Source organism: Ruegeria sp. AD91A (assembly GCF_003443535.1).
Taxonomy (GTDB): Bacteria; Pseudomonadota; Alphaproteobacteria; order Rhodobacterales; family Rhodobacteraceae; genus Ruegeria.
The window spans coordinates 513,262-538,265 of the sequence record NZ_CP031946.1 but is presented as its reverse complement, the minus strand read 5'-3'; the positions used below and the strand labels follow the sequence as shown (position 1 = coordinate 538,265).

Sequence of the window (25,004 nt, the reverse complement as noted above, 5' to 3'; positions counted from 1 at the left end):
CCAAAAGCTGGACCTGCGCCCTTCAAGTGAGGGGTTCTGAACCATGCGCACGGATACGCTCATCATCGGCGGGGGCCTTTCAGGGCTCAGCCTTGCGACACAGCTTGTGGATCAAGGTCAGGAGGTGCTGGTCGTTGAGGCGCGCAACCGTCTGGGCGGGCGCATTCTGACTGAGGTTCGGGGCGACGGCCGTTTCGACATGGGTCCGGCCTGGTTCTGGCCCGGCCAGCCACGGATTGCCGCGCTGATCGAACGACTTGGCCTGCACAGGTTTGACCAATTCAGTTCCGGCGCGCTGAGTTTCGAAGATGAACAGGGCCGTGTTAAGCGCGGCCGCGGCTTTTCATCTATGGAAGGGTCCTATCGCCTGATGGGGGGGCTCGCTGCCTTGACAGACGCGCTTTCGGCACGGTTACCGGATGGGGTAATCCAACTGTCCACGCAGATCACCGCATTAGTGCAATCTGAAGGTGAGGTTCGGGTCACCACTCAATCGGGTCGGCATATTTCGGCGAGGCATGTAGTGCTTGCCATACCCCCACGTATCGCGGCTGAGTTGATCTTTGAGCCCGCCTTGCCCGATGGCACGTTATCTGCCATGCGGGAAATCGCGACTTGGATGGCAGGTCAGGCCAAGGCGCTTGCGGTCTATGACACTCCGTTCTGGCGTGACCACGGACTGTCTGGCGATGCCATGAGCCGACGCGGTCCCATGGTGGAAATCCACGACGCGTCACCTGCCAGCGGTGGTCCCTTCGCGCTGTTCGGTTTCATCGGCATTCCCCCACAAACTCGCCGGGATGAAGGGGTGTTGCGGCAGCAGGTTCTAGCGCAGTTGGGGCGATTGTTCGGGCACAAGGCGACCGGACCCAGCACGCTTTTCCTGAAAGATTGGGCGTTCGACCGCTTCACAGCGACCGATCTGGACCTTCAGCCGTTATATACCCATCCGCAATACGGCTTGTCGAAGGCCATGACGCGAATCTGGGAAGACAGGATCATTTTAAGTGGCACGGAAACAGCCGCACAATTTGGGGGATACCTTGAAGGTGCATTGGAAGCAGCAGAGACGACCGCGGCATTGTTGAGCGCAAAAAGGATGAACGCGGCATGGAAATAGACACAAAGACCGCTCTGCTGAATTCTGCCGAATTTGCCGTGCGCAGCAGAGGCTTCGACGGGTTCAGCTATGCCGACCTCGCCGAAGAGGTGGGCATCCGCAAGGCATCGATTCACTATCACTTCCCAACCAAAGCCGCGCTGTCAGCAGCTTTGATGGACCGCTACCATACCGAGCTTACCGGGCGCTGCTCCGAGATTGAGGAAACTCATGACACGGCCGGCAAGCGAATGCGTGCGCTGATCGCGCTGTATCGCGCGGCTATGAACGACGGACAAACTCTGTGCTTGTGTGTCTCGCTGATCATCAGCCGGGAAAGCTTGTCTAAAGAAGCCACCGACAAGATTCGCGCGTTCCGGCGTATGATGACCCGGTGGATCGAGGAAGTGTTTGCACTTGGTAAAGCAGATCTTTCGATCGTGGGCGCTGGGGATCCGAAAGCAGAAGCACGCGCCACATTGGCCTTGCTGGAGGGCGCTCATCTGACTGCACGGGCCGAGAGTAGTGTACAAACCTTTGATGAAGCGGCGGAAATATTGAAGGCGCGGTGCTTGTGACACGGACCTTTTCTTGCTCGTGCGGTTCGCCGGCACCAGTTGTTGAGGTGCCCGCCCGCTCGCCCGCCTCACCTCGGGTTTTTAATACGGAATCGGCAACTCAACCCTAATAGCCGAATGCCTCACTCCAGCTTAACCCAAGCCGAATTTCTTGAAGAGCTTTGCACACATGCGGTCACGAATTTGACGCCTTCAAGCCCATCGTGAACCGCCGGATAAACGACGGATGCGTCAGGCGAACTCTGGTTTCTGAACGCCAGAATGGCTTCCGCTGCTTCACCATAGATATTCGCGAACCCTTCCAGGTAGCCCTCGGGGTGTCCCGGCGGCACCCTGCTGAGCCGATTGGCCGCGTCCCCTGCCCCGGCCCCATTTCGGGTGATCAGGCGCTTGGGCTCTCCGTAAGGAGTAAACCAAAGATAGTTCGGGTCTTCCTGAGCCCACTCGATGCCTCCCTTTTCACCGTACACACGCAATCGCAGCGCGTTTTCATTGCCGGGCGCAACCTGCGATGACCACAGCATGCCACGGGCTCCACCTTCGAACCTCAGCATTACATGCGCGTTGTCATCGACCTGACGACCCGGCACAAAAGCCTGCAAATCCGCCGCGAGGCTGTCTGCCTTAAGCCCGGTTACAAAGCAGGCAATGTTATACGCATGAGTTCCAATATCACCGGTTGATCCTCCGGCACCTGAGCGTTCCGGATCAGTCCTCCACTCAGCTTGCTTGAAATCCTGTGGCTCAGTCAGCCAGTCTTGCGGATATTCGACCTGAACCACGCGGATTTTGCCGATATCCCCGTTGGCAACCATCTCACGAGCTTGCCGAACCATGGGATAGCCCGTGTAGTTGTGGGTAAGGATGAACAGCGCGTTTGAATTTTCGGCTGCTTTGACCAGCTTCTTTGCATCGCTCAGGGTTGATGTAAGCGGCTTATCGCAAATCACGTGGATACCGCGTTTCAGGAACTCACGTGCGGCGGCATAGTGAACGTGATTGGGCGTCACGATTGAAACCGCTTCGATCCCGGATTTCAAACGCGCTTCCCGCATCGCCATCTGCTTGAAGTCATCATAAACCCGTTCAAGGCCCAGCGCCTCGCCGCTTTCCCGGGATTTTTCCGGCGTCGAGGACAACGCGCCTGCAACCAGATCGAACTTGTCATCCAGCCGCGCGGCTATGCGGTGGACACCGCCGATGAAAGCATCGTTTCCGCCGCCGACCATACCAAGGCGAATGCGCCCCGCTCTTTCCTCACTGCGTCCTGTTACCATCAGCCTATCCCCAGCATTTTTCGATTGGCCGCTTCGTCGGTGCCGCCGTCGGCAAAGTCGTCAAAGGCCTTCTCGGTCACGCGAATAATGTGATCGGAAACGAACTGAGCACCTTCACGCGCGCCATCCTCGGGGTGTTTCAGGCAGCATTCCCATTCGACCACGGCCCAGCCGTCAAAATCATTTGCCGCCATTTTCGAAAAGACAGCGCTGAAATCCACCTGCCCGTCGCCAAGTGACCTGAACCGCCCGGCTCGGTCAACCCAGCCTTGATAGCCGGAATAGACGCCCTGCCTGCCGGTCGGATTGAACTCGGCATCCTTTACGTGGAACATCCGAATGCGGTCTTTGTAGATGTCGATATTGTCCAGATAATCGAGGCATTGCAGAACGTAATGTGACGGGTCGTACAGCATGCAAGCCCGCGCATGATTGCCTGTGCGTTCAAGGAACATTTCGTATGTCACCCCGTCATGAAGATCCTCGCCGGGGTGGATTTCATAGCAGACATCAACGCCACAGTCTTCTGCATGGTCCAAGATCGGCACCCACCGGCGGGCAAGCTCATCAAATGCCGTTTCGATCAGCCCGGCGGGACGTTGGGGCCACGGATACACGTAAGGCCAGGCCAGCGCGCCAGAGAATGTTGCATGAGCAGAGATACCCAAATTTCGTGAAGCTGAAAGCGCCTTCTTGACCTGATCAACCGCCCATTCCTGTCGGGCTTTGGGATCTCCTCTGACGCTTTCGGCTGCGAAACCATCAAAGGCTGTATCATAGGCCGGGTGAACGGCGACAAGCTGGCCTTGCAGATGCGTTGACAATTCAGTGACTTCAACGCCGTTCTCTTGGGCCTTGCCTTTGAATTCATCGCAATAGCCTGTGCTTGTCGCGGCCGTTTCAAGGTCGAACAACCGCCCGTCCCAACTGGGCACCTGCACACCCTTGTATCCGCAATCCGCCGCCCATTTGGTAATGGCATCCCATGAATTGAACGGCGCTTCGTCTCCGGCAAATTGTGCAAGAAACAAAGCTGGCCCTTTGATCGTCTTCATTTAGCTTCCTCCCCAAAAAACTGTGCCTCTATGGCGGCAAATTTTCCTTCAGATAGATGTCGATACGGATTCGTTCCTGAGATTTGTTGAAAGGAACTTTGTCCGAGGTCGCACGCAAAAGGCGAACAGCGGACCGGACAAGGTGCCCGGAGTCTTGCGAGATCAGCGCGTCAAATGTGCCACGGTTCAGCGCGTCTCGACTGAGTGGCGTGAGTTCGTGCGCGATAATGACCAGATCCTTGCTGATCCTGCTCTCTGACAGAAATTGAACCAGGCCCGCGTTGCCCGCAGCGGAAGAGTATATGCCGACCAGATCCGGGTAGGTTTCAAAAATCCCCGGCATCATCTTGTAGATCAGCTCTGGGTCATCCCGACCTTCGACGGACGCCACGACTTCGATATGAGGAAACTCGTCCGTCACAACAAGATCGAAACCCTGACGCCGCTCCAGATGATCACGTGCCAAACGTGAGCCTGTCAGGACCAGAACCTTACCCGGACGATGCACAAAGCGCCCCATCAGCTGAGCTGCCGTTCGCCCTGCTGAAACGTTATCGATTCCGACAAAATGATCTCTGTCTGAACTTGGCAAGTCCGACACCAACGCAACCACCGGAACGCCTTTGTCCCTGACCCTCTTCACAGCGTCGCGGACCGAAGGCGTTTCCGGCCCGAAAACGGCCACACCGTCGACGTCCAGGCTGTCGACGCCATCCAGAATATTGACGATGTCCTGAGGCTCGAACGGAGCGACCTTTTTTATCGTGACCCGTGTTCGCTCGATGAACTGATCGCGCGATTGTTCAGCGATCTGATCGCATATCGCCTCGACAAATTCATTACCGGCATCCGGCAGAATAAAAAGGAAATTGTAGACACGGTTTCGCGCGAGGTTGGCAGCAGCGGTATCGCGCACATAGCCCAGCTCATCGATTGCCTTTTGAACCTTCTGAACGGTCACGGCCCGCACGCCGGGGCGCCTGTTCAAGACCCGGTCAACAGTCGCCAAGCTGACACCTGCGACGCGCGCGATGTCATTAACGGTTGGTTTTTTCACCAATTCTAATTTTTGTTTTTGGTCTTCCACGTTTCTTTCAGCCCTCAATCTCCCGTGCCAAGCCCTCGAACAACAACGCAACAGCTTCTGCACCCGGGTCGTTATGTCCGATCAGGTTTTCTTCGGGAACATAGGCTGCGCGGCCTGCCTTGGCACGGTGAATATTTGCGGTTTTATCAGCACCCTCGCGTGCGGCCTTTGCGGCTTGAACCAGCCCGGAAGGCAGCGCCGCAAGCGCAGGTGCCAGAGCATCAATCATTGTCCGGTCACCAACTTTGGCACCACCCACCTGGCTGACCCGGTTCAGACCTTCAACCAAAGACTTTGCTATGGACGCGCCACTGGCACAGGCGTCGCCTGCCGCATTGAAGAAGATTGCAAGGATCACACCGGACGAGCCCCCCATGGTCTGGCTCAGTTCATTGCCCAGCGCGGGAAACAACTGCGTCAGGTCCGCAAGCGGCATCCGATCCAGGCTGCCTTGCAGAGATCTGGCCGCTGTCGCCAATGTACTGCCCGTATCTCCATCACCGGACTTGGCGTCCAACTCGTTCAGGTCTTTCTCGGCTCGGATCAGCAGTTCCGCCAAACGCGTGATCGTTTCCTTGGTCGCCGGATTGTTCGACGGAATCGGATCAATCGGGGTCAAACCATCAGGCAAAGGCGCGACTTGGACGGGCTCTATTGCTTTGACCCCTGGCCAAGCCACCAGTTCGACCGGCTCTTCCAGCGCTGACAAATCACCCGGATCAACCGGTAGGATCGACACAGAAAATCCGTGCATATCCAGCGAAGTCATCATCGGTGCCGGACCGACAATATGTCCCGCGATACCGGTTTCAGACAAGGCGTGCGTCAGAACAGACATCTCAAGAGGCGTCGTAGACCCCAAGTTGTTCACCAGCGCCACGCAGTCACCCGCCCCCACTCGCTGTTGCAGTTTTTCCACGACGGTGGACATTGCGGTCATGGCATTTGCGAACTCCACCTGCTCAACACCCGGCTCGCCATGAATACCCAACCCAAGCTCTGCTTTGCCGGCCGCAATCCTGTCTTCTTTCGGAGAGCCTGGAACGGTACATGTGTCCAGACTCATGCCGATACTGACCACTTTCTCGACAACGCTTTTTGCGGCCCTGGTTACAGTATCCAGATCAGCCCCGCGTTCTGCCAATGCGCCAGCAATTTTGTGCACGAAAAGGGTTCCCGCCACACCGCGCGGTTGCGGCAGATCAGGCAGGGCGATGTCATCATCGACCACCACCATTTCCACTTTGCGCCCCAATGCGCGGGCGCGCTCGGCCGCCAGTCCAAAATTCAGCCGGTCGCCAGTATAATTCTTGACGATCAGCAGACACCCCGCCTCACCGGTCACGGCCAGAATGCCCGCCAGAACAGCTTCGACCGAGGGGGACGCGAAAACCTCTCCGCATACGGCCGCAGTCAACATACCTGCGCCCACAAACCCTGCATGGGCAGGTTCGTGGCCAGACCCTCCGCCCGAAACAAGGGCGACTTTCGATTTGTCCCAATCCGATCTGTAGACAACCTTGATATGGGGGTAGCCATCCAACCTGGTCAGTGCCCCGCCGGATGATGCAAGAAGACCATCTATAGCCTCGGTTACGAGGGTTTCTTTTTTGTTGAGGAACTGGGCCATGCTTTTGCTCCTTAATTCACACGCGTTCCGGACGCGTCAAAATACAACGGGTTTTGAGGACGGATTTTGATAGTCTTACCTGCAGGGTAATTCTGATGGACATCGATCAACGTCACGACCGGATGGCCATTCAAGTCCAGATGCAACCGGGTCTGGTCGCCCAAGTGTTCCGCACGTATCACACGCGCCTCACTGCCTTCGCCTTCTACGATGTTTTCCGGGCGAAGACCGATCTGCGAGCCTTTGTGATCCCCACCGAACAACTCTGACGGCAGGATATTTATCCGTGGCAAACCCAAACGACTGGCAACATAAACACTGCACGGGTTTTCATAGATGTCCCTGGGCGTGCCGTACTGAACCAATTTGCCCTCTTCCAGCACTCCGATATGTGTGGCCATCGTCATGGCCTCAATCTGATCATGGGTCACATACAAGAGCGTGGACCCAAGGTCCGCCTGAATTCTCTTGAGTTCGACGCGTAAATCCGCCCGCAACTTTGCATCCAGGGAACTGAGGGGCTCGTCCATCAGGAAAATCTGGGGATCGCGCACCAATGCTCGTCCAATCGAAACACGCTGCATCTCTCCGCCGGACAATTCAGTGGCTTTGTTGTCCAGCTTGTGCGGGATTTGCAGTATTTCCGCGACTTCGTTCACTTTCTGCGTGATCTCATCCTCAGGCGTCTTGAGGATCGGCGACCGAAGTGGGAACGACAGATTCTCGCGCACCGTCATATGCGGGTACAGCGAATATTGCTGGAAAACCATCGCCACATCGCGTTGGGCAGGCGTTTCCAGTCCAACGTCTCGCCCGGCAATGCGTACTGATCCCGTATCCATCTTCTCAAGGCCGGAAATCAGCCGAAGCGTCGTTGTTTTCCCCGCACCTGTCGGCCCCAGGAGCACGACGAAAGCGCCATCGGGGATGGTCATCGAGATATCGTCGACAGCCTGAACAGTTCCGAATGCCTTCGAGATGTTCTCCAAAACGACTTCAGCCATCGGTCAGCACCTCATCGTTCAAGGCAGATCTCAGCGCCCGGCCCGTGGACCGCTCAAAAAGGGTCACAGTTGTCGAACGGAACTCTAATCCTACGGTTTCACCCGGCGCGACTGTTTCACCTGCGCCAATGCGGGCCTTCAATTCGCCGTTCGGGCTTTGCAATGTCACGATCTGGGTTGTTCCCAAGTATTCTGCCGCCAGAACCTTGGCCCGGTAATCGCTGTCGTCGGACAACAAAACATGTTCCGGGCGGACTCCAAAGACCAGCTCCCCTTCCGCGCCCTCCATCAGTTTCGGGACCGCCTCGTCATGACCGTTCAGCCTGACCATTTCCGAACCGGGTGCCACTTTTCCCTGAAACGGCAGGAAGTTCATCGACGGGGATCCTATGAAATCCGCCACAAACATGGTCGCAGGTTTGTCGTAGATTTCTTGCGGCGTTCCGAATTGTTCAATCACCGCGTTGTTCATGACGACGATCTTGTCACCCATCTGCATGGCTTCAAGCTGATCGTGCGTAACGTAAACCGTTGTCGCTCCCATGCGATCGTGCAGCGCGCGCAATTCTTCAGCCATATGTTCACGAAACTCGGCGTCCAAAGCACCAAGAGGTTCGTCCATCATGAACGCCTTGGGCTCTCGTACGATCGCACGCCCAAGTGCCACGCGCTGCCTGTCGCCACCTGAAAGCCCACCCACCGGGTTATCGAGAATGTCAGTTATCCCCAGAATTCCGGCGACTTCTTCGACTTTGGCAGTAACGGCGGCACGTGACATGCCTTGTGATATCAGTGGATAGCTGATGTTCTTGCGAACGTTCATGTGCGGATACAGCGCGAACATCTGGAAAACGAATGCAATGTCACGCTGTGAGGGCGGCTTTTGGCTGATTTCCTCGCCATCGAGGTAGATTTCGCCGGATGTAGGAAGTTCCAGGCCCGCAATCATCCTGAGCGTTGTCGTCTTTCCACACCCCGACGGTCCAAGCAGCATGAAGAACTCACCGTCCTCAATCGTGAAAGAGCTTTCACGGACAGCCGTGAACTCGCCAAACATCTTCTTTACGTTTTTGACAATAATCTGGGCCATTTCTACTCCGGAAAATGGCTGACGATGATGAACATGACGGTTCCGATCAGCGTGACGATGAAGGAATAGGTGAACGCCCACAGGACAATGGGCTGCATGAGCATGAAGACACCAACTGCAATCAGGATGGTCGCGACCATCTCCCACGGACCTCGGCGAAGTCGCATCAGTCCTGTCAGAAACTCGCTCATTTGCGTACAGCTCCGAATGTAATCCCGCGCAGCAGGTGTTTGCGCATCAGGATGGTGAAAATCATGACGGGTATCAGGAAGATCGTGGCACCAGCCGCGACCGCGGGCCAATCTAGGCCGCCAATACCGATGATGGTCGGGATGAAGGGGGGCGCTGTCTGCGCATTGGCCGATGTAAGCAAAACGGCGAACGCATATTCATTCCATGCGAAAATCAGGCAGAAGATCGCTGTCGACGCGATACCCGTCGCGGCCTGCGGCAGCACCACTTTGTAGAACGCTTGAAAGCGTGTGTAGCCGTCGATCAGCGCTGCTTCTTCGTACTCCCTGGGGATTTCATCTATGAATCCCTTCAGCAACCACACCGCCAGTGAGATGTTCACACCTGTATAAAGCAGGATCATCCCCAGATGCGTGTCACTAAGTCCAAGATTCCGGAACATCAGGAAGATCGGAATAGCCACAGCAACTGGCGGCATCATCCGCGTACTGAGAATGAAGAACAGAAGATCATCCTTGAGCGGCACCTTGAACCGACTGAACGCATAGGCGGCCAAGGTGCCAAGAAAGATGCTCAGAAACGTGGACCCAAACCCGATTATCACCGAGTTCATGAAGCGTTCACCAAATTTGGAAGGCCCGACGATCACCATGTCATACTGGCGCACGATATCGTCCGCCCAGTTCTGCGGCGGGTTTGCCTCCAGAAAGTCCTGAGTTTGCCGCGTCCGCGTTGTGAACAGGTTGACGTATCCTTCCAGCGTCGGGTCGAATACAACCTTGGGCGGGTAGCTGATGGCATCTGCGGGCGACTTGAAACCGGTCAGCAAAATCCACACCAGCGGGATCATGGTAATCAGTGCATAAGTGATGACGAGACAACCGGCGATCCACTTGGACCGGTTGGAAGGTTCAGTGACGGAAAAACTGCTCATCTCTGTTTCACCTTGTTCAGGGCCTTGACGTAGATCGACGCAAGGCCAAACACGGTGACGAAAAGGATGATCGCATAGGCCGAGGCATAACCTGTTCGCCACTTCTCAAACGCTTCCCGTTTGAGATTGATCGAAGTGAGTTCCGTAACAGACCCCGGCCCACCGCCGGTCAGTTGAACCACCAGGTCAAACATTTTGAAGTTCTCGATTCCCCGAAACAGCACCGCCAGCATCAGGAACGGCAGCACCATCGGGATCGTAATCGTAAAGAACTGCCGCAGCTTGCTGGCCCGGTCGATCTCGGCAGCCTCGTAAATATAGTCGGGAATGCTGCGCAGCCCGGCCAGGCAAATCAGCATCACAAACGGCGTCCACATCCATGTGTCGACGATCACGATGGCCCAGGGTGCCAACGTCACCGAACCCAGCATCTCAAAGCTCGACGGTTCCTTGCCGGTGAACCAGGACACGATGTAGTTGAACAGGCCGATTTGCGGCTGATACAGGAATTTCCAAAAGTTGCCGACGACAGCCGGGGACAGCATCATCGGCAACACGATGATCGTGGTCCACAGGTCGTTTCCCTTGAACTTCTTGTTGATCAACCATGCCAAGGTGAACCCGATCAGAACCTGGAAAAAGATCGTCCAGAACAGAAAATGCGCAGTTGCCTGCATATTCAGCCAGGTATCGGAATCCGTCAGGATACGCTCGTAGTTCCTGAACCCGACATCCTTGACCTCGCGCCCGATCCGGTTCGCCTTGTAGTTCGTAAAGCTAAGCTGGATCGTCCAGATCAACGGAAAGATGTTGATTGCAAGCAGCAGGAAGATCGTTGGTGAAATGAATATCCAGGCGATCGCTCGATCGGATAGCCCCCTGATTTTGCGCGCAACTCGCGTGGGCGTTGCCTGCGCAACGCGATCTATTGTCCTGTCAGACATTTCTTTGCCAGTTCTTGTCGGTTTCGGACGCACGGGTCATGGTGGAACGGGCCGAAACCCGCTCCTGCCCTGTTTCCGGATTAAAGCTTGCCTTCGTCTTCGAAGACTTCGGTCCAATCCTCGATCAAAAGATCAAGCGCTTCCTGCGCGGTGCCCTGGTCGGCGACCACGTAGTCATGGATGCGTTTCTGCATTGCCAACAGCAGTTCCGCATAGGCAGGCTCCTGCCAGAAGTCCTGCACGCCTGCCATGGCTTCCAGGAAGTCACCGGCGAAGGGCTGGCTGTCCACGAAACCGGGGTCTTCCAACACTGAATTATGCGCTGAATAGCCGCCCAGCTCCCACCACTTGGCCTGAACTTCAGGTTGCGCGAACCACTTGATGTATTCAAGCGCGGCATCCTGTTTGTCAGAGTAACTGACAACAGAGATCCCCTGCCCGCCCAGCGTCGAACCTGCCTGATTTTGCGGCGGGTTCACAAAGAAGTCGATCTTGTCGCCACCGGTGTTCGGATCGGCATAAAGACCCGGGAAGAACGCAAACCAGTTCATGGCCATGGCGACCTGACCTGACTTAAAGGCGTCCAGGCTTTCACCCATGTAAGAGTTGGTATAACCCGGAGGTGTCGCCGTCTTGTAGAACTCTTTGTAGAATTCCAGAGCTTCGACAGCTTCAGAAGAGTTTACCGCACCTTCCATGTCATAGGAGCCTGGCGTGTTTTCATACTTGAATCCCCACGGGTAAAGAGCACTCGTCACGCCCATCGTTATCCCTTCCGAGCCGCGCTCGGTAAAGATCGCAGCGCCGTACACGGTTTTTCCGTCGATCTCGCGCCCCTGGAAAAACTGCGCAATCTGCAACAGCTCGTTCTGGGATTCCGGTTCGCGCAAATCTTGACCGGTTGCCTCTTTGTAAGCGGCTTGGATATTGGGGTCTTCGAACCAGTCCTTGCGATAGAACCAACCGTTCGCATCACCCATGGCAGGCAGCGCATAGTAATTTGGCGTGCCCTTTGGCCACGTCGAATAAGCGTACACAGTTGCCGGCGCGAAATCATCCATACTGATACCTTCGGCATCGAAGAAGTCATTCAGCATTACATAGTGACCGTTCTCAGCTCCGCCGCCGATCCATTGGCTGTCGCCGATCAGCAGGTCGCAAAGCTTCCCGCCGGAGTTCAGCTCATTCAGCATCCGGTCCGCAAAGTTCGGCCAGGGTACGAACTCGAAATTCATTGCATGGCCAGACTCGGCCTCGAATTCCTTGGAAAGCTCAACCAGCGCGTTGGCCGGGTCCCACGCCGCCCAACACAGTGTCAGGTCTTCAGCATTTGCCTTGGTAGAAAGAGTAGTAGCGGCAAGGACTATTGCGCTGGCAGACGCCAGTTTTGAGTAAGTCATCCATTCCTCCCTTTTTAACGCCGTCAATCGAGGATGTGCGAATCGCGGCATACTTCAAAGGCTATTTGAGGTACGCACCTCAAGTCTAGATAATTTTGAGGTTCGTACCTCAAACCGCCCTAAATCACTCTAATTAATTCTATTATTTATCTGTTTTTAATCACTTTATAAATAATCATCTCCCTTTGCACACTTTCCGACAATCCACGGAAAAAACCGGTAATCTAAAAGCAATTCTTGGAAACTGACCTGCCGGAAGCTTTGGGTCGCCAGATCTCACAGGCCCCGCATTGCATAATTTCCGGCTTGCCGCTTCCGCCCGGGCACCTGAAAATCGAGGGCCCAAAAGATGCAAGACAAGCCACATTCGACTGTTCACGACGGACCGGAAACCAACGCATGAACGGACTCACCATTGTCAGAATAAGTCGATACCCCATCAAGGGTCTGAGTCCGGAGCCACTGAACACAGTACTTCTGAGCGCTGGCGAGGGTATTCCTGGTGACCGCCTTTTCGGCTTTGCTCGCTACAATTCCGGCTTTGATCCAACTGCCCCCAAGCCACTTCCCAAAGACCGCTTTGTTGTGTTGCTGAAAGAAGCCGGACTAGCCGGCCTCAAGTCACGTTTCGACGCCGCAACTCGGCAGTTGGAAATTGATGTGGACGGCAGCACCCACTACTTCAACATGAGTGAACCCCAGGGAGAAACAGACGCCGCCAGACTCCTTTACGATACGCTGGGCCTACAGGATCCTGAACCGCCAAGATTCGTGTCTTCGCACCCACATCGTTTCACTGATGTTTCAGTCGTTTCACCGAAGATGATGAATGCGATATCGGTTCTCAATTTAAGCTCTGTTGATGCGTTAAGCAGAAAGCTGGGCACAGACATCCACCCGGCCAGATTTCGGGCGAATATTGAAATTGATGGATTACCTCCGTTTTCTGAGCTGGACGCTGTCGGTTCCACCTTTGTTTTCGGCAATGTCAGGCTGCGAATACTTTCGCGGACGAAGAGATGCGCCGCTACCGAAGTGAATCCTGAGACGGCCCAACGAGACTTGAAAATCCCGTTCATACTTCGAAAGCACCTGGGCCATATGGATATGGGTGTTTACGTTGAGGTGCTGGATGGCGGCACCCTTTCTGTGGGCCAAAATGGGAAACGCTTGCAGAAATGAGCGGCCCAATTGATCAGACACTCACAAGGGACCAGGGCTTTAACAGTATTCACTGAGCGCGATCAGAATAATCTCTGCACGAGAATAGGCCGCGTAACCGGCTGGAATTACGTCATGAATCCGGATCAGGAAACGGAAGAAACGTGAGATGGGTATGAGTGACGGTGCTGTCAGACGAATTCGAACCAGTCTCTATTAGGCCAGTGACGCTGTCCTTTATCCAGCGCCAAGTTCGCGCCACTCGGCAAGAGCGGCGCTGCGTTTCAACTTGAAGGTTTCTCGGCTGGTCAGCGATCTTTCCTGGTTGAAGTGGTTGTTGAGCCACCTTCCTGTCTGTTGTATTTCGATCGCGCCCAGCTCTCTGAGCGCGGCTCTGTATGAGGCGAAGCGATCCGTGACGACGTTTTCCGATTTACCATGTCGTTTCATCAATTTCCTGAGGAATTTCAACGCGGTCTGATTGTTTCGGCGTTTGGTGACTACGGCTTCCAGCACCTCACCTTCGTGATCAACAGCCCGCCAAAGATAATGCCGCTTACCATTTACCTTCACGAAAACCTCGTCAACGTGCCACTGCCATTTGGAGAACGAGCGCAGCTGCTGAACACGCTTCCGCCTTATCTCAGCAGAAACATCGGGCCAAACCTGTTTCACCAATATCGTACAGTTTCGTGGCTCACGTCGATGCCTCGCTCGTGCAACAGATCTTCGACATTCCGAAGCGAGAGCGGGAAACGGATGTACAGCATCACCGCAAGGCGGATGACCTCGGGACTGGTTTTGAAGTATTTGAAAGAGGCGGGTTTGGTCATCCCTAAACGCTACGCAACCGCCCTGCCCCGCTCAAGCAAAGCTCTTCTGACAAGACCATCGCTATCTTTGGATCACCGAATTACGTGAACCGAACAACTGGCATGATGCACAACTCTGTTCGCAGTGGAACCTAGAAAAATATCCTCGAATCCCGGCTTGTGCGAAGCCAAGACTATGCAATCAACGTCGATCTGATTTGCGAAGTCGACAATAGCCCTACCCGCATGCCCGGAGATGAGCTGTACCTTCGCGCCTGGAATTTCAGAGGCAGTCTGATGCAGGTTTTCCAATATCTCATGCCGCGTATGTGCAAGCACTTCGCTTGGAATCTGAGACCATACATATGCCGGAATGGGCTCTTGGACGTGTACAACGGTGAAAACAGCGTCCGTATCAGCCAATTGGCGCGCCGTCTCAAACGACGCTTGTGTGTCGTGTTCTTGGTCCAGAGCAACCGGGATCAGGATATTCTTGTACATTTGACCTCCTATCTACTGCTCCGATGACTTCAATTTGGTTACTCGGCAGCAGGAAACCTACACAGGCTCAGACTTTGAAGATTTCCCCGCGCTCTTTGTAGCGGCTACAACATCATCAACTGTTTTCTTAACAGCTTCAGCTTCGGTTTTAGCGACATAAGATGAACAACGGGACACGGTTTCGAACCACTCCTGCGCGTCAGCAACCAACCGCTCAGCCGAATGGCGCTGCCATTCCGCCATGCTCTGAAGGGCTTTCAATGGATCGGACGGGTTCGCGGAAGACACATTGCGTGCAGCTTTTAGAGCCGTTCGGACTGCCTCATGACGCCCTTCGAACCAATGCTGCGCAAAGGCCTCTGTTTCTTCGAGCAGTTTTTCTTGTGCATCCCAAAATTGTTCGATCTGGGCACCGAAGGCCGGATTGCCGGACATGGGCGGCTGCATTTGCTTGAAAGCATCCAAAAGTGAGGTCGGGCTATTTGTGTTAGATTTCGTTGTCGGCATCGAAAGCTCTTCCTCATTTTCTGAATGAGTTATTGTGCCAAGTGCGGCGCGCTTTCGCCTTAATACAGATCAATATCCCTTTTTAGGTATCTTTGGCCTAAGCTGCGACGGGACACTCGCATTCTTTCCGTCATCGGTTCCTAGCAGGCAGGGTTGGGGTTAGAGTAGTTTAGACAAGAACTTAACGCTTGGTTTTCTATGCACATTGCCGGCTTTCTGATTACCCTTGGTGTCCTCTTCCTTGCCGGATTGGCGGCCGACCAACTTGGCCGGGCCACGCATCTTCCTCGTGTTACAACCTTACTCTTCCTCGGTCTGATCGCAGGGAACGCTGGAATGGGGTTAATCCCCATCGACTTTGCAATGTGGTTCGACGAGATATCCATTGTGGCCTTGACGATGGTCGCGTTCCTTCTTGGAGGATCTTTGACCCGCGAGAACCTGGTTCGGCATGGTCGAGCCATTCTGACGATTTCGATTTCAATCGTGGTTGCAACCCTTGTTATTGTGTCTGCTGGACTGGCCGCGATTGGCGTACCGTTCGGGTTGGCGTTGGTGCTGGCGGCAATTGCCACGGCTACAGCTCCGGCCGCTATGACAGACGTGATCAAACAATCCGGGGTGTCCAGCAGCTTCACTGAGACATTAAAAGGCGTAGTCGCAATAGATGACGCTTGGGGTCTGATCGTTTTCAGCATCGCCTTGGTTCTGGCCGGTCATTCGGACGGTTGGGCCACCGTCACGACCACAGCGATGTGGGACTTCGGAGGGGCGATACTGTTGGGTTTCGCTCTAGGCACGCCATCCGCTTACCTGACCGGCCGCTTAAACCCGGGAGAGCCAATGCAGGCAGAAGCAGTGGGCATAGTCTTTCTTACAGCGGGCCTCGCGCTTTGGCTGGAGGTTTCATTCTTGGTAGCAGGCATGGTTGCGGGCGCAGTTATCGGGAATCTTGCCCGCCATCACAACCGTGCTTTTCATGAGATCGAGCACATTCAGTGGCCATTCATGATCCTGTTCTTCCTGTTGGCTGGCGCCACATTGGATATCGAAGCCTTCGGCTTGATGGGCTGGGCTGGTGCTCTTTTCCTGATCTTGCGCGCCGTTGCCCGCCTTGTCGGGGGTTATTGCGGAGCGAGACTGGGCGGCCTGCCTCGCCGTCAGACCCACTGGTACGGTCCCGCTTTGTTGCCACAAGCTGGTGTCGCGGTAGGAATGGCACTCGTTGCCGGAGAGCAATTTCCGAATTGGGCCGCGTCCATCATGGCCTTTACTCTAGCCAGCACTGTGGCCTTCGAAGTGTTGGGGCCGCCACTGACTCTCATGTCAATCAGACGCACGGCTGATACGGATTAGTAAATCGGCCTGTGACTAGTCAGTCTGGATCGATTCCAAAAAGGCGAGCAAATTCGCCAACGGCAGGCCTACCATTATCCGTTGCCCATTGGGCAAAGCCACCGCGATTTGTTGGTCTGTCTCAAACACCGCGCCAAAGATTGGCATTTCGCCACCATGGGCGAGCAATTGTGAACGACCATCAATCTGTTCAGCTATGCGATCTATTGGATACACACCGTCGTTTTGGCCCGCCAACTTGGTGAGGTCGGACGTTCGAATAGCCAGCATTTCCGCCATTGGCCCGTCTCCGGTCGCTTCGAAACCGTGACATTGCCAGCAATACGTCCGATACAAATCACGTCCCTCATCGACGCTGACGTCCTGCGCCAGAACGGGTCCCGTGACGAACAGTGCCAGTAAAATCCCGCTAACAATCTGCATATGCTCCTCCAATTTACTGCCCCGGATGCAGATCTATTTAAACCGCATCCTTAAGAAACTTCTTTGACCTTGCTCATGTTGCACGCTTCAGCACGAAGATTGGTTTTTCGGTCGAATGGCGCTTGAGCGCGCGCCAAGTCCAATCCAGGAGGCCTCCAACTACGCCACTTCGTCATTGACCTCACCCCCCTTGCGCCCTGGCGGCAGTCCTTCCAGTGCGTTCAAATGCCAACGAATTCGCCAGAGGTGATGCGACACGCGATGCTACCATCTGAGAGCATCCAGTCGAGCCCAAGGTTGGTAACAGGTTCCAGAGCATTCAGAATAGCATTCTACCCTAAATCTCAAACCGCCTCACATGTTTGCTTTGCCTTTGAGTCCGAAGGCAAACGACAGTTGGTTGGGATTCAGCCTCGCAGACCGGCGACCGCGAGTTGATTGACATAGATCAAAGCACCAACAGGAATCACATAGTGAAATACGAATGTTTTAGCGTGTTCTACGTTCACCGGTCTGTCCCCAAGCAAACACAAAGGTGAACGGAATTCTTAAGGAGTGGAAGTTCCACCCACCGGGGGCTCGGCAGAAGTGGTGGCGAGCCCCCAGTTAGTTTATTGGCGCACAATGCGCCCAGACGTTGAGACACAAGGCGTTCGGTGGAGCTTTGACCATCGGATTGAGCCGCTCCGCCAATCGCGGACAAAACCGAGAAGGACGCCACCGACGACGTTCTGAATGGGCAGTTGGTGGAAATCGCTTATGAACTCTGTTGATCCAAACGAACAGAAACTCAGACGAGCCCTTACTACCCCGTTGCTCACGCTTTATGGCCTTGGGGTAACGGTCGGAGCGGGCATTTACGTTTTAGTCGGCGCAACAGCAGACATTGCCGGACCGTTTGCGGCGTTTTCGTTCGTTGTAGCCGCGCTTGTCGTATCACTCACCGCGCTTTCGTATGCAGAACTCGCAACACAATTTCCTGTCAGCGCAGGTGAAGCCGCCTATGTTGAGGCGGGATTTCAGAAGAGATGGATGGCGGTTTTCGTCGGGCTCGCGGTCGCAGCTTCGGGGATTATCTCGGCCTCTGCTGTTGCAATTGGCGCAGCGTCATACCTGCACGCTTTAACCGGATTTGCGATCCCTGTTTTGACCATCAGCGTCGTTTTGATTATGGGTCTAATCGCGCTTTGGGGGATCACTGAGTCGGTCTTCGTTGCGGCTGTCATTACAATCATCGAGATCGCAGGCCTTCTCTTTGTGATTGGCTGGGGTATGTCGATTCAAGATCCGCAGGGATACGGGATCAGTTCAATGCTTCCCCCGCTTGAACTCGACGCGTGGAGAGGCATTTTCGCGGCATCACTCCTCGCCTTCTTTGCATTTGTTGGCTTCGAGGACATGGCCAATGTCGCGGAAGAGGTTAAAGACCCCGTGCGCACCATCCCAAAAGCGATTATGCTAACACTCGTTCTGGCAACCGTGTTGTATCTTGGAACCTCAATGACGGTTCTACTTGTTGTTCCGATCGATGTTCTTTCGACGTCCGCAGCACCCCTCGCGCTTGTGTTTTCAAACGCCCCCGAGGTGATTAAACAGGGCTTTTCCGCAGTCGCGATTTTGGCGACAGTCAATGGAGTACTTATCCAGATGATCATGGCCTCGCGGGTGATCTACGGACTAGCAGACCGTGACCATTTGCCGAAGGTTCTGGCGATAGTGCCTAAAGCAACGCAGACACCCGTTGTTGCTACTTTGTTGGTCGTGGCAATCATCGTTCTGCTGACCCAAACTGTGCCGATTGGGACTCTGGCAGAGCGCACATCCCAGATCGTTCTGGGCGTCTTTGTGCTCGTTAACATTTCGCTGATCCAGCTGAAGATGCAGCCGGACGAGGCCGCCAAGCATTTCCGCGTTCCTATTGTGGTACCGATCCTTGGGGTGATCACCAGTGCATTGCTTTTCGGATCTGGATTTCTCTAACTAGACGAAACAACCCAAAGGCCTCAACGAGCTGCCATGGCATATGACGACTGACCAAACTTCCATAGGATCAAAACTTTCGGCCTGGTGGCATAGAACGTTTGTGGATCTGGTTCAGCAGCTGCAATGGTCCTATCTGCCGCCATTGATGGTCTATTTTGCGGCCGGCGTGTCCGGGCTGACCTCAGTCGTTGGCGCTTTTTTCCTAAAAGACTATCTGGATTTATCCGCCTCTTTCGTTGCAGGGCTCGCATTTTGGGCCGGTATCCCTTGGATACTCAAAATGCCGCTTGGCCATGTCGTGGACCTGTTCTGGCGCTGGAAGTCCCTGCTGATCGTGTTCGGCGCATCCCTGATTACGTTGTCTCTGCTCTTAATGTATGGGCTTGTGACCGCGCCTGCGCAAATGGCATCCACTATGCCACTGGAAGAGTGGTATGTCGTCGCGTTGCTGTTGGCGCCTTCGGGCTATGCCATTCAGGACGTAGTTGCTGACGCCATGACCGTTGAGGCGGTCCCAAAGGTTGACCAGCACGGCCTACCCTTTACGCCTGAAGAAGCCCGTGCACAGCACACAACAATGCAAACCTTGGGCAGAGTCTCGATCATTTCCGGGTTTGCGGCGGTTGCGGCTGTAAACATCTGGATATTCTCTGGAACCGAAGAACTGCAAAAACCCGAACGCCTTGCGCTTTATGGCCAAGTGTACCTGATAGCACTGGCCATACCCTTGTTGTCGGTCAGCGGAGTCGTTCTTCACAGCTTGATCCAGCGTCAACTTGCCAAGCGAGGTCACCCGCCCCACACACCGGGTGAAGTCACGGAAGTCAAATGGTCCATATTGCTCGGCGGTCTCGCATTCGTTGTGCTTAGCATCGTGCTGGGGACCGCAGATTTCGAATTTGCGCAAGAGATTGTTTTTGCGGTTTCCCTGACTGTGATCCTGTACCTAATGTCGCGTCTACTGAAAGAGCTGGAACCAGCCCAAGCCAAAGCCTTGATCGGGACAGCGACAATCATTTTTGTATTCCGTGCCGTTCCTCTGCCGGGACCAGGCCTGACTTGGTTTGAAATCGATGAATTGGGGTTCGATGAACAGTTCCTGGCAATCCTGGCTTTGTTGACTTCGCTACTGGCGTTGCTGGGGTTGATTGTTCTCCGACCGTTTATGGCCAATCGTTCGATTGCGCATGTGGTCGTATTGCTGACAATCGCTGCGGGCGTTCTAGCCCTGCCCAACCTTGCCCTCTACTACGGCGTGCATGAATGGACAGCCGCGCGTACCGGCGGAGTTGTCGACGCAAGGTTCATTGCCATTCTTGATACAGCCGTTGAATCGCCGCTTGGGCAGATTGCCATGGTCCCCATGTTGGCTTGGATCGCCCGCAATGCACCCGTTCAGTTGAAAGCGACCTTTTTTGCGGTAGTGGCATCGTTCACAAACATGGCATTGTCGGCCAGCAGCCTCAGCACCAAGTACCTCAACCAGACGTACGTAATCACGCGCGCTGTCACCAACCCTGAGACCGGTGAGGTCACGTCGACTGCAGACTACAGTCAGCTTGGGTACTTGCTGATCTCCGTGGCCCTAATCTCAGTGATCGTTCCACTGGCCACAGTGTTCTTTGTTCAAAACTCACGCTTCCGAACGAGCGAATGATCACTGGCTTTCTACCTCTCCTAGCAGAGCTCTGAGATGTGAGACCGGGACGCCGATGTTTGAGCCTCCGAACTCGGGCAGGATCGCAGCATTGATGGCAACGACTTCACCCCGCCGATTCAATGCAGGGCCCCCGCTCCCACCGGTCGTGGTCTCGGCATCATAAACGATGGCGCTCCCACTTATCCGCGCAACGATCCCTCTGCTTGCCAACGGGTGTATCTTGCTTTGTGTAGAAAGCCGGGACGCTATCGACCAGAAGTTCAACGTTCCTTCTGCTTCCAATTCCTCTAAAAAGCCTGGCCCAGCCTGCGCGATCAAAGCTTTCAAACCCGTTGGATATCCCAACAGGTAAAGCTCTTCGCCGACGCGCGATGCGGCATCCGCCAACGGAATTCCGAGGCCCTGAACGCGGCTTGGCTCAACTGCCAAAATCGCCAAGTCTGCCACGTCACTGAACCTGACCAAACGCGCCTCTATTGGTTCGGTCTGATCAGGCAAATAGGCCAGCAGCCTCAACATTTCAGGCTCGAGACCAGCGTCGTTCAACGCCTTCTCTCGATCCCCTGAGGTCCAAGGCAACGCAACATGACGGTTAGTGACCATCAATGAGCCCCCTTCAATCAGAAACCCGGTTCCGGTGAACTGAAATTCCGCAGGTTCGCCGGTCCCGTCCGGTTCGATCCAAGGCTGGCCAAACGGGGTTTTCAGGTTTTCTTCCTTCGGCCCCAGCACGTGCCGCAAAATCTTCCCGCTTTCCACGTGGCGCAACCCATAAGCCCCCTGAAGGAAAGCGACGGATCGAGTGGAGGCAGCGATCACCCGCGTGGGAGCCCCTGCCCGTTGCTCCAAGGTTCCAAGACGCTGCTCGGTCGACAAAACCTGGTTCTCAAAAGCGTCACGCAACGAAGCCAAGTCATCAGGCGTAAGTGCATCTTCTCTCGTCTGGGCGAGCAGAAACGCGACCGCTTCGATCTTGCGGGACTCCTGTTCGATACTATCCGCCAAGCGCTGGTCGTTTTGATAAAGCAGGTACCCAAACCCCGCGATCACAAAAAGCGTGGCAAGAACCGTGATCCTGAACAGTACCGTGGTTTGAGACGCAAGACGCCGCCCGCTATCGCGCAGGGCACCAGACATCTTTTTAGCGAAAGGTCGACGGCTCGTTCGGGTGTAAGCATATGCGTCACTGAGGATATCTTCGACTGTGTGATGTGCGGGAAATGAGTGGTCGCACAATCTGTATCGAGACATTGGGCCCTTTGCGCCGAACTCGATCATGTCGCCATGCCTCAGAGACGCCGATGAGGCATTTTGCCCGTTTACCCATACATTGCGCCCTGCTGACGCGGTTATCGTGTAACCTTCGTCAGCCCAATGTAGGGTGGCAATATCGTTATCATGGGGAGGCAGGTCATCCCTAGGTCGAAGGCTTAGCACCCTTCCACCGTCAACTGAAACAGTTAGGGTTTTATCGAAAAGCCAGTTCACGTTTCCGCGCGATGGACCTGTCAGGCTCTCCAGAAAGGCCCGTACCTCACCTTCACCACCATTCCCTGAGGGTGTCATGCCGCTCTCTTCTGGTTTTCGCATTGTGGTCCCCTATCCAAACACGTGAGAGCATTCTACCACGCTGCTTCACCAAACCCATGGTTGTCGCGAGTGTTAAAAAACAAATATATACAATAACTTAAGAATTGCCCTCGGATTTAACCAAAGAAAACTATCAGTCCGCAGCTCGAAGAAGGCCGATCCATGATCGACCCTCTGCTTTAGCATTTTCAAGCACCGTATCGCGCCAACAGACCGTCTTTTTCGACGATACCTTGATCTTTCGGCTTGGATCGTGTGGCTCAGTCTTCGGCATTTCGATATGCAGAACGCCTTTGTCGAATGTTGCTGAAATCTTATCGATTTCCACTGCGTCTGGCAGCGGCATGGCTCTGGAAGAGCTCCCATAGCTTCTTTCGCTGACACGCAGATCGCCCGTATCATCATGCGCAATATTCTTCTGACCGCGCAGGATTAGCCTGCGATCCTTGATTTCAATTTCCACATCATCCTCTTCGAGCCCAGGCAATTCAGCCGTCAGGACAATCGCAGAATCCATTTCTTGGACATCGATTCCATCGGCCTAAAAGCTGCTTTCGCGTCAGGTCGAGAAGAAGCGTGCGACTATCTCAATGAAATGCTTATGCGAACAGGTTTTGAACCAAATGCGACAGCGTTGATCGCAGGCGAGGTGAGGCCCGAAAACTACGGATACTTTGAGAGGGAGATTCTAAAACACGTCGTCTTGCTCGGTCAAAATTTCGACCCACGAGATGGTGCACGGGAACTTACAGACTAGGACGAGCTGACGTCAATTGTGATAGATTTCCTAAGCGGAAACGGTCGGGAAAACCGGCATCAATCTCAAGCGAGCCCCCAAAAACAACTGGCTGCTCCCGTATTACCCGATGAACTCTAATAGCTATGGCTCCCAGAAAGTCACAGTCGCCCGTTCACTTCATCAGTGTCCGAAAAGCACTGGCAACCTTGTCTGCTCCAACATTGCTTGCGTCGTTCCCCCAAATACCGACTGACGCAAATGGGAATGCCCGTAAGCGCCCATAATAACGAGGTCGGCCCCCAATTCTCGTGCGCGTTCCTGAATGCAATGTTCTATTGAATTCCCGCCGCGCGGGAACTGCGAGACGGTCACGGTGCAACCGTGATGGCTGAGCCATCCAGCTAGGTCAGTTCCGGGCACTTGACCTTCTACGTCATCAGGCGTCGGCAAATCAAAACACCCAATCACAACTTCGTTGGCCGCCAGAAGAATGGGTAAAGCTAAATGCGCAGCCCTAGACGCAGGCAGGCTATCATTCCATGCTAAAAAAATGCAGTCGCGTTGGGCAAACGGATCTCCATTGACCATCAGGGCGACCGGTGAATGAAACAATACTCCGTACGCGATCTTATGGAATAGATCGGGGTCCTTTCGCAATTCAGCGTCTAGAAAGGCGATATCTGAACTATTGGCTTCGCCTGCCACAAGATGCTGTAACTCTGTTCCAGATCCCATAAAGGCATTTACATTTGCAGATACGCCCTGCCCGACCAAAAGCGCTTCAACTTCTGTGGCGCGGGACTTCAAGGCGGCATTTTTTCCGTAAAGAACATCCAACCAGTTTGAAGGAAGACCCGTCTCAACGAACCTGTTTGATCCATACTTTAGGTAAGGCAGGTTGGGCAAGTCCGCGATCAACACGCAATTCAAGTGACTGTTCTGGTTACGGGCAGTTTCAGCGCATTCCAAAATCGACGCGTCGTCAGTATCAACTCCTACATAATAGGCCACTGTTCTGTGTTGCATTCCCGACCTCCTTCCGGGATTTCAATTCGCCCAAGAGTCGCGCGCACGGGTTTAACCAACGAAGAGACAATGTTGTTGCTCGCTCTTCTTAGTTCGGCAGCATGAAGAACTCTTCCAGCACAATCTTGCCTTCCGCCACCGAATACACTGCGATCTCGCGCAGGGTCATACGCTCACCCGTAGCCTTCTGAATCACTTCAGCTCTGAAGCGGACTCCAAAGCGGTTGGGTGGGTGGACGTAGGGGCCATCCACTTCTAGTTCTTGGATTTCATGCGACGCCAACCAATCCTCTCTTTTTCCCTTGATGGCTTCTCGCCCCTTTGAAACGCGGAATTGTCGAACTGGAGGCACGACAGCCTCTATCGACTGTGCGTTTTCGGCATACATTTCATCAACACTTCCAAGGCCCCTGCGCTCACGCATGGCCTGAACGAAGGACCTACCGATTTCAATCAACTCTTCCATGAATCCCCCCATATTTACCATTGACTGTACCACTTCTTGCCCGCTCAAATCTTGACAAGGATCAATAAGCATATTGATGGATTCTCGCTGGACTCTCAGCAACCGTTCGTTTCACGTGCATCAGAGACCGGTCGCCAGCCCGAACCGGACATTCAAACTCATTCTTCGCGAGGTGCTTAAGCGCGCGTGACCTCCCACTAACCGCTTTTGCTGGAACCGGACGTTAGTTTTATCAGGACCGGCGTCCGGGTTGCGGACTTTTCTGCCCTTCGCCTGGCGGCGAGTTTGCGTTCCAAGTATAACACCTCTGAATAGGAGGTCATATTCAACTTTGGGAAAGAGCATCACAACACATTTCTGGGAATACCGCAAAAATGCACATTTCCGCGGACTTTTGTGGCGTTGCCCATGACCCTTTAGGCTCGCAGCCGCCATCGGAGCATCCGCAGCATCTTGCAACTAGGCCCGGACCGCCTCGATGAGGACGGCC

At 54.5% G+C, this 25,004-nt stretch carries 23 protein-coding genes and 1 pseudogene; 6 read left to right on the top strand and 18 right to left on the bottom strand.

The genetic code is table 11. From position 1 onward, the window contains the following. The first annotated feature begins 43 nt into the window (after positions 1–43). On the top strand, positions 44–1,120 hold the full coding sequence (locus D1823_RS02705; protein ID WP_117868505.1) for an NAD(P)/FAD-dependent oxidoreductase: 1,077 nt from the start codon (positions 44–46) through the stop codon (positions 1,118–1,120). Beyond that, positions 1,111–1,677 (top strand): TetR/AcrR family transcriptional regulator, encoded by a 567-nt coding sequence (locus D1823_RS02700; RefSeq protein WP_117868504.1) that lies wholly within the window; start codon positions 1,111–1,113, stop codon positions 1,675–1,677. The genes D1823_RS02705 and D1823_RS02700 overlap by 10 nt, the downstream gene beginning before the upstream one ends. Before the next feature lie 122 nt (positions 1,678–1,799). Here the strand turns inward: D1823_RS02700 and D1823_RS02695 are convergent, their stop codons facing one another. The 10 genes from D1823_RS02695 to D1823_RS02650 all read right to left on the bottom strand — a co-directional run bounded on the left by D1823_RS02695 (position 1,800) and on the right by D1823_RS02650 (position 12,290). Continuing rightward, a complete protein-coding gene (locus D1823_RS02695; RefSeq protein WP_117868503.1) occupies positions 1,800–2,954 on the bottom strand; it encodes a Gfo/Idh/MocA family protein in 1,155 nt (384 codons plus the stop codon). Next, complete coding sequence (locus D1823_RS02690) at positions 2,954–4,009, bottom strand: sugar phosphate isomerase/epimerase (RefSeq protein WP_117868502.1); 1,056 nt, start codon at positions 4,007–4,009, stop codon at positions 2,954–2,956. Before D1823_RS02690 ends, D1823_RS02695 begins: the two co-directional genes overlap by 1 nt. 28 nt (positions 4,010–4,037) lie before the next feature. Continuing rightward, positions 4,038–5,066 (bottom strand): LacI family DNA-binding transcriptional regulator, encoded by a 1,029-nt coding sequence (locus D1823_RS02685; RefSeq protein ID WP_254683779.1) that lies wholly within the window; start codon positions 5,064–5,066, stop codon positions 4,038–4,040. A 37-nt stretch (positions 5,067–5,103) separates the two neighbouring features. Next, on the bottom strand, positions 5,104–6,726 hold the full coding sequence (locus D1823_RS02680; protein ID WP_117868500.1) for a dihydroxyacetone kinase subunit DhaK: 1,623 nt from the start codon (positions 6,724–6,726) through the stop codon (positions 5,104–5,106). Positions 6,727–6,737: 11 nt separating this feature from the next. After that, positions 6,738–7,730 carry an ABC transporter ATP-binding protein gene (locus D1823_RS02675; protein ID WP_117868499.1) on the bottom strand — a complete coding sequence of 331 codons (993 nt, stop codon included), beginning with the start codon at positions 7,728–7,730 and terminating at the stop codon, positions 6,738–6,740. After that, on the bottom strand, positions 7,723–8,820 hold the full coding sequence (locus tag D1823_RS02670; protein WP_117868498.1) for an ABC transporter ATP-binding protein: 1,098 nt from the start codon (positions 8,818–8,820) through the stop codon (positions 7,723–7,725). Before D1823_RS02670 ends, D1823_RS02675 begins: the two co-directional genes overlap by 8 nt. A gap of 2 nt (positions 8,821–8,822) precedes the next feature. Beyond that, entirely contained in the window at positions 8,823–9,011 is a 189-nt protein-coding gene (locus D1823_RS02665; protein ID WP_117868497.1) for a hypothetical protein, read from the bottom strand. Then, on the bottom strand, positions 9,008–9,946 hold the full coding sequence (locus D1823_RS02660) for a carbohydrate ABC transporter permease (RefSeq protein ID WP_117868496.1): 939 nt from the start codon (positions 9,944–9,946) through the stop codon (positions 9,008–9,010). The genes D1823_RS02665 and D1823_RS02660 overlap by 4 nt, the downstream gene beginning before the upstream one ends. Further along, the gene (locus D1823_RS02655) at positions 9,943–10,890 is read right to left on the bottom strand and encodes a carbohydrate ABC transporter permease (protein ID WP_117868495.1); all 948 of its coding nucleotides are present in this window, start codon (positions 10,888–10,890) and stop codon (positions 9,943–9,945) included. Before D1823_RS02655 ends, D1823_RS02660 begins: the two co-directional genes overlap by 4 nt. 80 nt (positions 10,891–10,970) lie before the next feature. Continuing rightward, the gene (locus tag D1823_RS02650; protein ID WP_117868494.1) at positions 10,971–12,290 is read right to left on the bottom strand and encodes an ABC transporter substrate-binding protein; all 1,320 of its coding nucleotides are present in this window, start codon (positions 12,288–12,290) and stop codon (positions 10,971–10,973) included. Between the two features lie 399 nt (positions 12,291–12,689). Between D1823_RS02650 and D1823_RS02645 the strand changes: the two genes are divergently transcribed. Continuing rightward, the gene (locus D1823_RS02645) at positions 12,690–13,472 is read left to right on the top strand and encodes an MOSC domain-containing protein (protein ID WP_254683778.1); all 783 of its coding nucleotides are present in this window, start codon (positions 12,690–12,692) and stop codon (positions 13,470–13,472) included. 216 nt (positions 13,473–13,688) lie between these two features. Here the strand turns inward: D1823_RS02645 and D1823_RS02640 are convergent. From D1823_RS02640 to D1823_RS02630, 3 genes and pseudogenes are all read right to left on the bottom strand, one after another. Then, positions 13,689–14,284, bottom strand: a pseudogene (locus D1823_RS02640) (IS6 family transposase). Between the two features lie 72 nt (positions 14,285–14,356). Next, a complete protein-coding gene (locus D1823_RS02635) occupies positions 14,357–14,764 on the bottom strand; it encodes a universal stress protein (RefSeq protein ID WP_117868493.1) in 408 nt (135 codons plus the stop codon). A 57-nt stretch (positions 14,765–14,821) separates the two neighbouring features. After that, on the bottom strand, positions 14,822–15,271 hold the full coding sequence (locus D1823_RS02630) for a phasin family protein (protein ID WP_117868492.1): 450 nt from the start codon (positions 15,269–15,271) through the stop codon (positions 14,822–14,824). Between the two features lie 198 nt (positions 15,272–15,469). Here D1823_RS02630 and D1823_RS02625 point away from each other — a divergent pair, with 198 nt between their 5' ends. Next, positions 15,470–16,627 carry a cation:proton antiporter gene (locus D1823_RS02625; protein ID WP_117868491.1) on the top strand — a complete coding sequence of 386 codons (1,158 nt, stop codon included), beginning with the start codon at positions 15,470–15,472 and terminating at the stop codon, positions 16,625–16,627. Between the two features lie 15 nt (positions 16,628–16,642). Here the strand turns inward: D1823_RS02625 and D1823_RS02620 are convergent, their stop codons facing one another. Further along, positions 16,643–17,050, bottom strand: a complete 408-nt coding sequence (locus D1823_RS02620; protein ID WP_117868490.1) for a c-type cytochrome — start codon at positions 17,048–17,050, stop codon at positions 16,643–16,645. Between the two features lie 759 nt (positions 17,051–17,809). On the opposite strand from D1823_RS02620, the gene D1823_RS02615 reads away from it, so the two are divergent. Beyond that, positions 17,810–19,030 (top strand): APC family permease, encoded by a 1,221-nt coding sequence (locus D1823_RS02615; protein ID WP_162896748.1) that lies wholly within the window; start codon positions 17,810–17,812, stop codon positions 19,028–19,030. 43 nt (positions 19,031–19,073) lie between these two features. Beyond that, complete coding sequence (locus D1823_RS02610) at positions 19,074–20,690, top strand: hypothetical protein (RefSeq protein ID WP_117868488.1); 1,617 nt, start codon at positions 19,074–19,076, stop codon at positions 20,688–20,690. On the opposite strand, the gene D1823_RS02605 is transcribed toward D1823_RS02610, so the two are convergent. The 4 genes from D1823_RS02605 to D1823_RS02585 all read right to left on the bottom strand — a co-directional run bounded on the left by D1823_RS02605 (position 20,691) and on the right by D1823_RS02585 (position 24,514). After that, a complete protein-coding gene (locus D1823_RS02605) occupies positions 20,691–22,283 on the bottom strand; it encodes a trypsin-like peptidase domain-containing protein (protein ID WP_117868487.1) in 1,593 nt (530 codons plus the stop codon). A 133-nt stretch (positions 22,284–22,416) separates the two neighbouring features. Continuing rightward, entirely contained in the window at positions 22,417–22,800 is a 384-nt protein-coding gene (locus tag D1823_RS02600) for an Hsp20/alpha crystallin family protein (protein WP_117868486.1), read from the bottom strand. Positions 22,801–23,202: 402 nt separating this feature from the next. After that, the gene (locus D1823_RS02590; protein ID WP_117868484.1) at positions 23,203–24,048 is read right to left on the bottom strand and encodes a universal stress protein; all 846 of its coding nucleotides are present in this window, start codon (positions 24,046–24,048) and stop codon (positions 23,203–23,205) included. Between the two features lie 88 nt (positions 24,049–24,136). Beyond that, complete coding sequence (locus D1823_RS02585; RefSeq protein ID WP_162896747.1) at positions 24,137–24,514, bottom strand: nuclear transport factor 2 family protein; 378 nt, start codon at positions 24,512–24,514, stop codon at positions 24,137–24,139. Between the last annotated feature and the right edge of the window lie 490 nt (positions 24,515–25,004).

What these genes read in the sequence shown, in the direction of transcription:
- D1823_RS02585 (WP_162896747.1), bottom strand. Translation starts at nt 24,514, where the DNA reads ATGGAAGAGTTGATTGAAATCGGTAGGTCCTTCGTTCAGGCCATGCGT.
- D1823_RS02620 (WP_117868490.1), bottom strand. Translation starts at nt 17,050, where the DNA reads ATGCAGATTGTTAGCGGGATTTTACTGGCACTGTTCGTCACGGGACCC.
- D1823_RS02690 (WP_117868502.1), bottom strand. Translation starts at nt 4,009, where the DNA reads ATGAAGACGATCAAAGGGCCAGCTTTGTTTCTTGCACAATTTGCCGGA.
- D1823_RS02660 (WP_117868496.1), bottom strand. Translation starts at nt 9,946, where the DNA reads ATGAGCAGTTTTTCCGTCACTGAACCTTCCAACCGGTCCAAGTGGATC.
- D1823_RS02610 (WP_117868488.1), top strand. Translation starts at nt 19,074, where the DNA reads ATGACGACTGACCAAACTTCCATAGGATCAAAACTTTCGGCCTGGTGG.
- D1823_RS02600 (WP_117868486.1), bottom strand. Translation starts at nt 22,800, where the DNA reads ATGGATTCTGCGATTGTCCTGACGGCTGAATTGCCTGGGCTCGAAGAG.
- D1823_RS02605 (WP_117868487.1), bottom strand. Translation starts at nt 22,283, where the DNA reads ATGCGAAAACCAGAAGAGAGCGGCATGACACCCTCAGGGAATGGTGGT.
- D1823_RS02625 (WP_117868491.1), top strand. Translation starts at nt 15,470, where the DNA reads ATGCACATTGCCGGCTTTCTGATTACCCTTGGTGTCCTCTTCCTTGCC.
- D1823_RS02695 (WP_117868503.1), bottom strand. Translation starts at nt 2,954, where the DNA reads ATGGTAACAGGACGCAGTGAGGAAAGAGCGGGGCGCATTCGCCTTGGT.
- D1823_RS02655 (WP_117868495.1), bottom strand. Translation starts at nt 10,890, where the DNA reads ATGTCTGACAGGACAATAGATCGCGTTGCGCAGGCAACGCCCACGCGA.
- D1823_RS02675 (WP_117868499.1), bottom strand. Translation starts at nt 7,730, where the DNA reads ATGGCTGAAGTCGTTTTGGAGAACATCTCGAAGGCATTCGGAACTGTT.
- D1823_RS02680 (WP_117868500.1), bottom strand. Translation starts at nt 6,726, where the DNA reads ATGGCCCAGTTCCTCAACAAAAAAGAAACCCTCGTAACCGAGGCTATA.
- D1823_RS02590 (WP_117868484.1), bottom strand. Translation starts at nt 24,048, where the DNA reads ATGCAACACAGAACAGTGGCCTATTATGTAGGAGTTGATACTGACGAC.
- D1823_RS02635 (WP_117868493.1), bottom strand. Translation starts at nt 14,764, where the DNA reads ATGTACAAGAATATCCTGATCCCGGTTGCTCTGGACCAAGAACACGAC.
- D1823_RS02700 (WP_117868504.1), top strand. Translation starts at nt 1,111, where the DNA reads ATGGAAATAGACACAAAGACCGCTCTGCTGAATTCTGCCGAATTTGCC.
- D1823_RS02615 (WP_162896748.1), top strand. Translation starts at nt 17,810, where the DNA reads ATGAACTCTGTTGATCCAAACGAACAGAAACTCAGACGAGCCCTTACT.
- D1823_RS02705 (WP_117868505.1), top strand. Translation starts at nt 44, where the DNA reads ATGCGCACGGATACGCTCATCATCGGCGGGGGCCTTTCAGGGCTCAGC.
- D1823_RS02670 (WP_117868498.1), bottom strand. Translation starts at nt 8,820, where the DNA reads ATGGCCCAGATTATTGTCAAAAACGTAAAGAAGATGTTTGGCGAGTTC.
- D1823_RS02650 (WP_117868494.1), bottom strand. Translation starts at nt 12,290, where the DNA reads ATGACTTACTCAAAACTGGCGTCTGCCAGCGCAATAGTCCTTGCCGCT.
- D1823_RS02645 (WP_254683778.1), top strand. Translation starts at nt 12,690, where the DNA reads ATGAACGGACTCACCATTGTCAGAATAAGTCGATACCCCATCAAGGGT.
- D1823_RS02630 (WP_117868492.1), bottom strand. Translation starts at nt 15,271, where the DNA reads ATGCCGACAACGAAATCTAACACAAATAGCCCGACCTCACTTTTGGAT.
- D1823_RS02665 (WP_117868497.1), bottom strand. Translation starts at nt 9,011, where the DNA reads ATGAGCGAGTTTCTGACAGGACTGATGCGACTTCGCCGAGGTCCGTGG.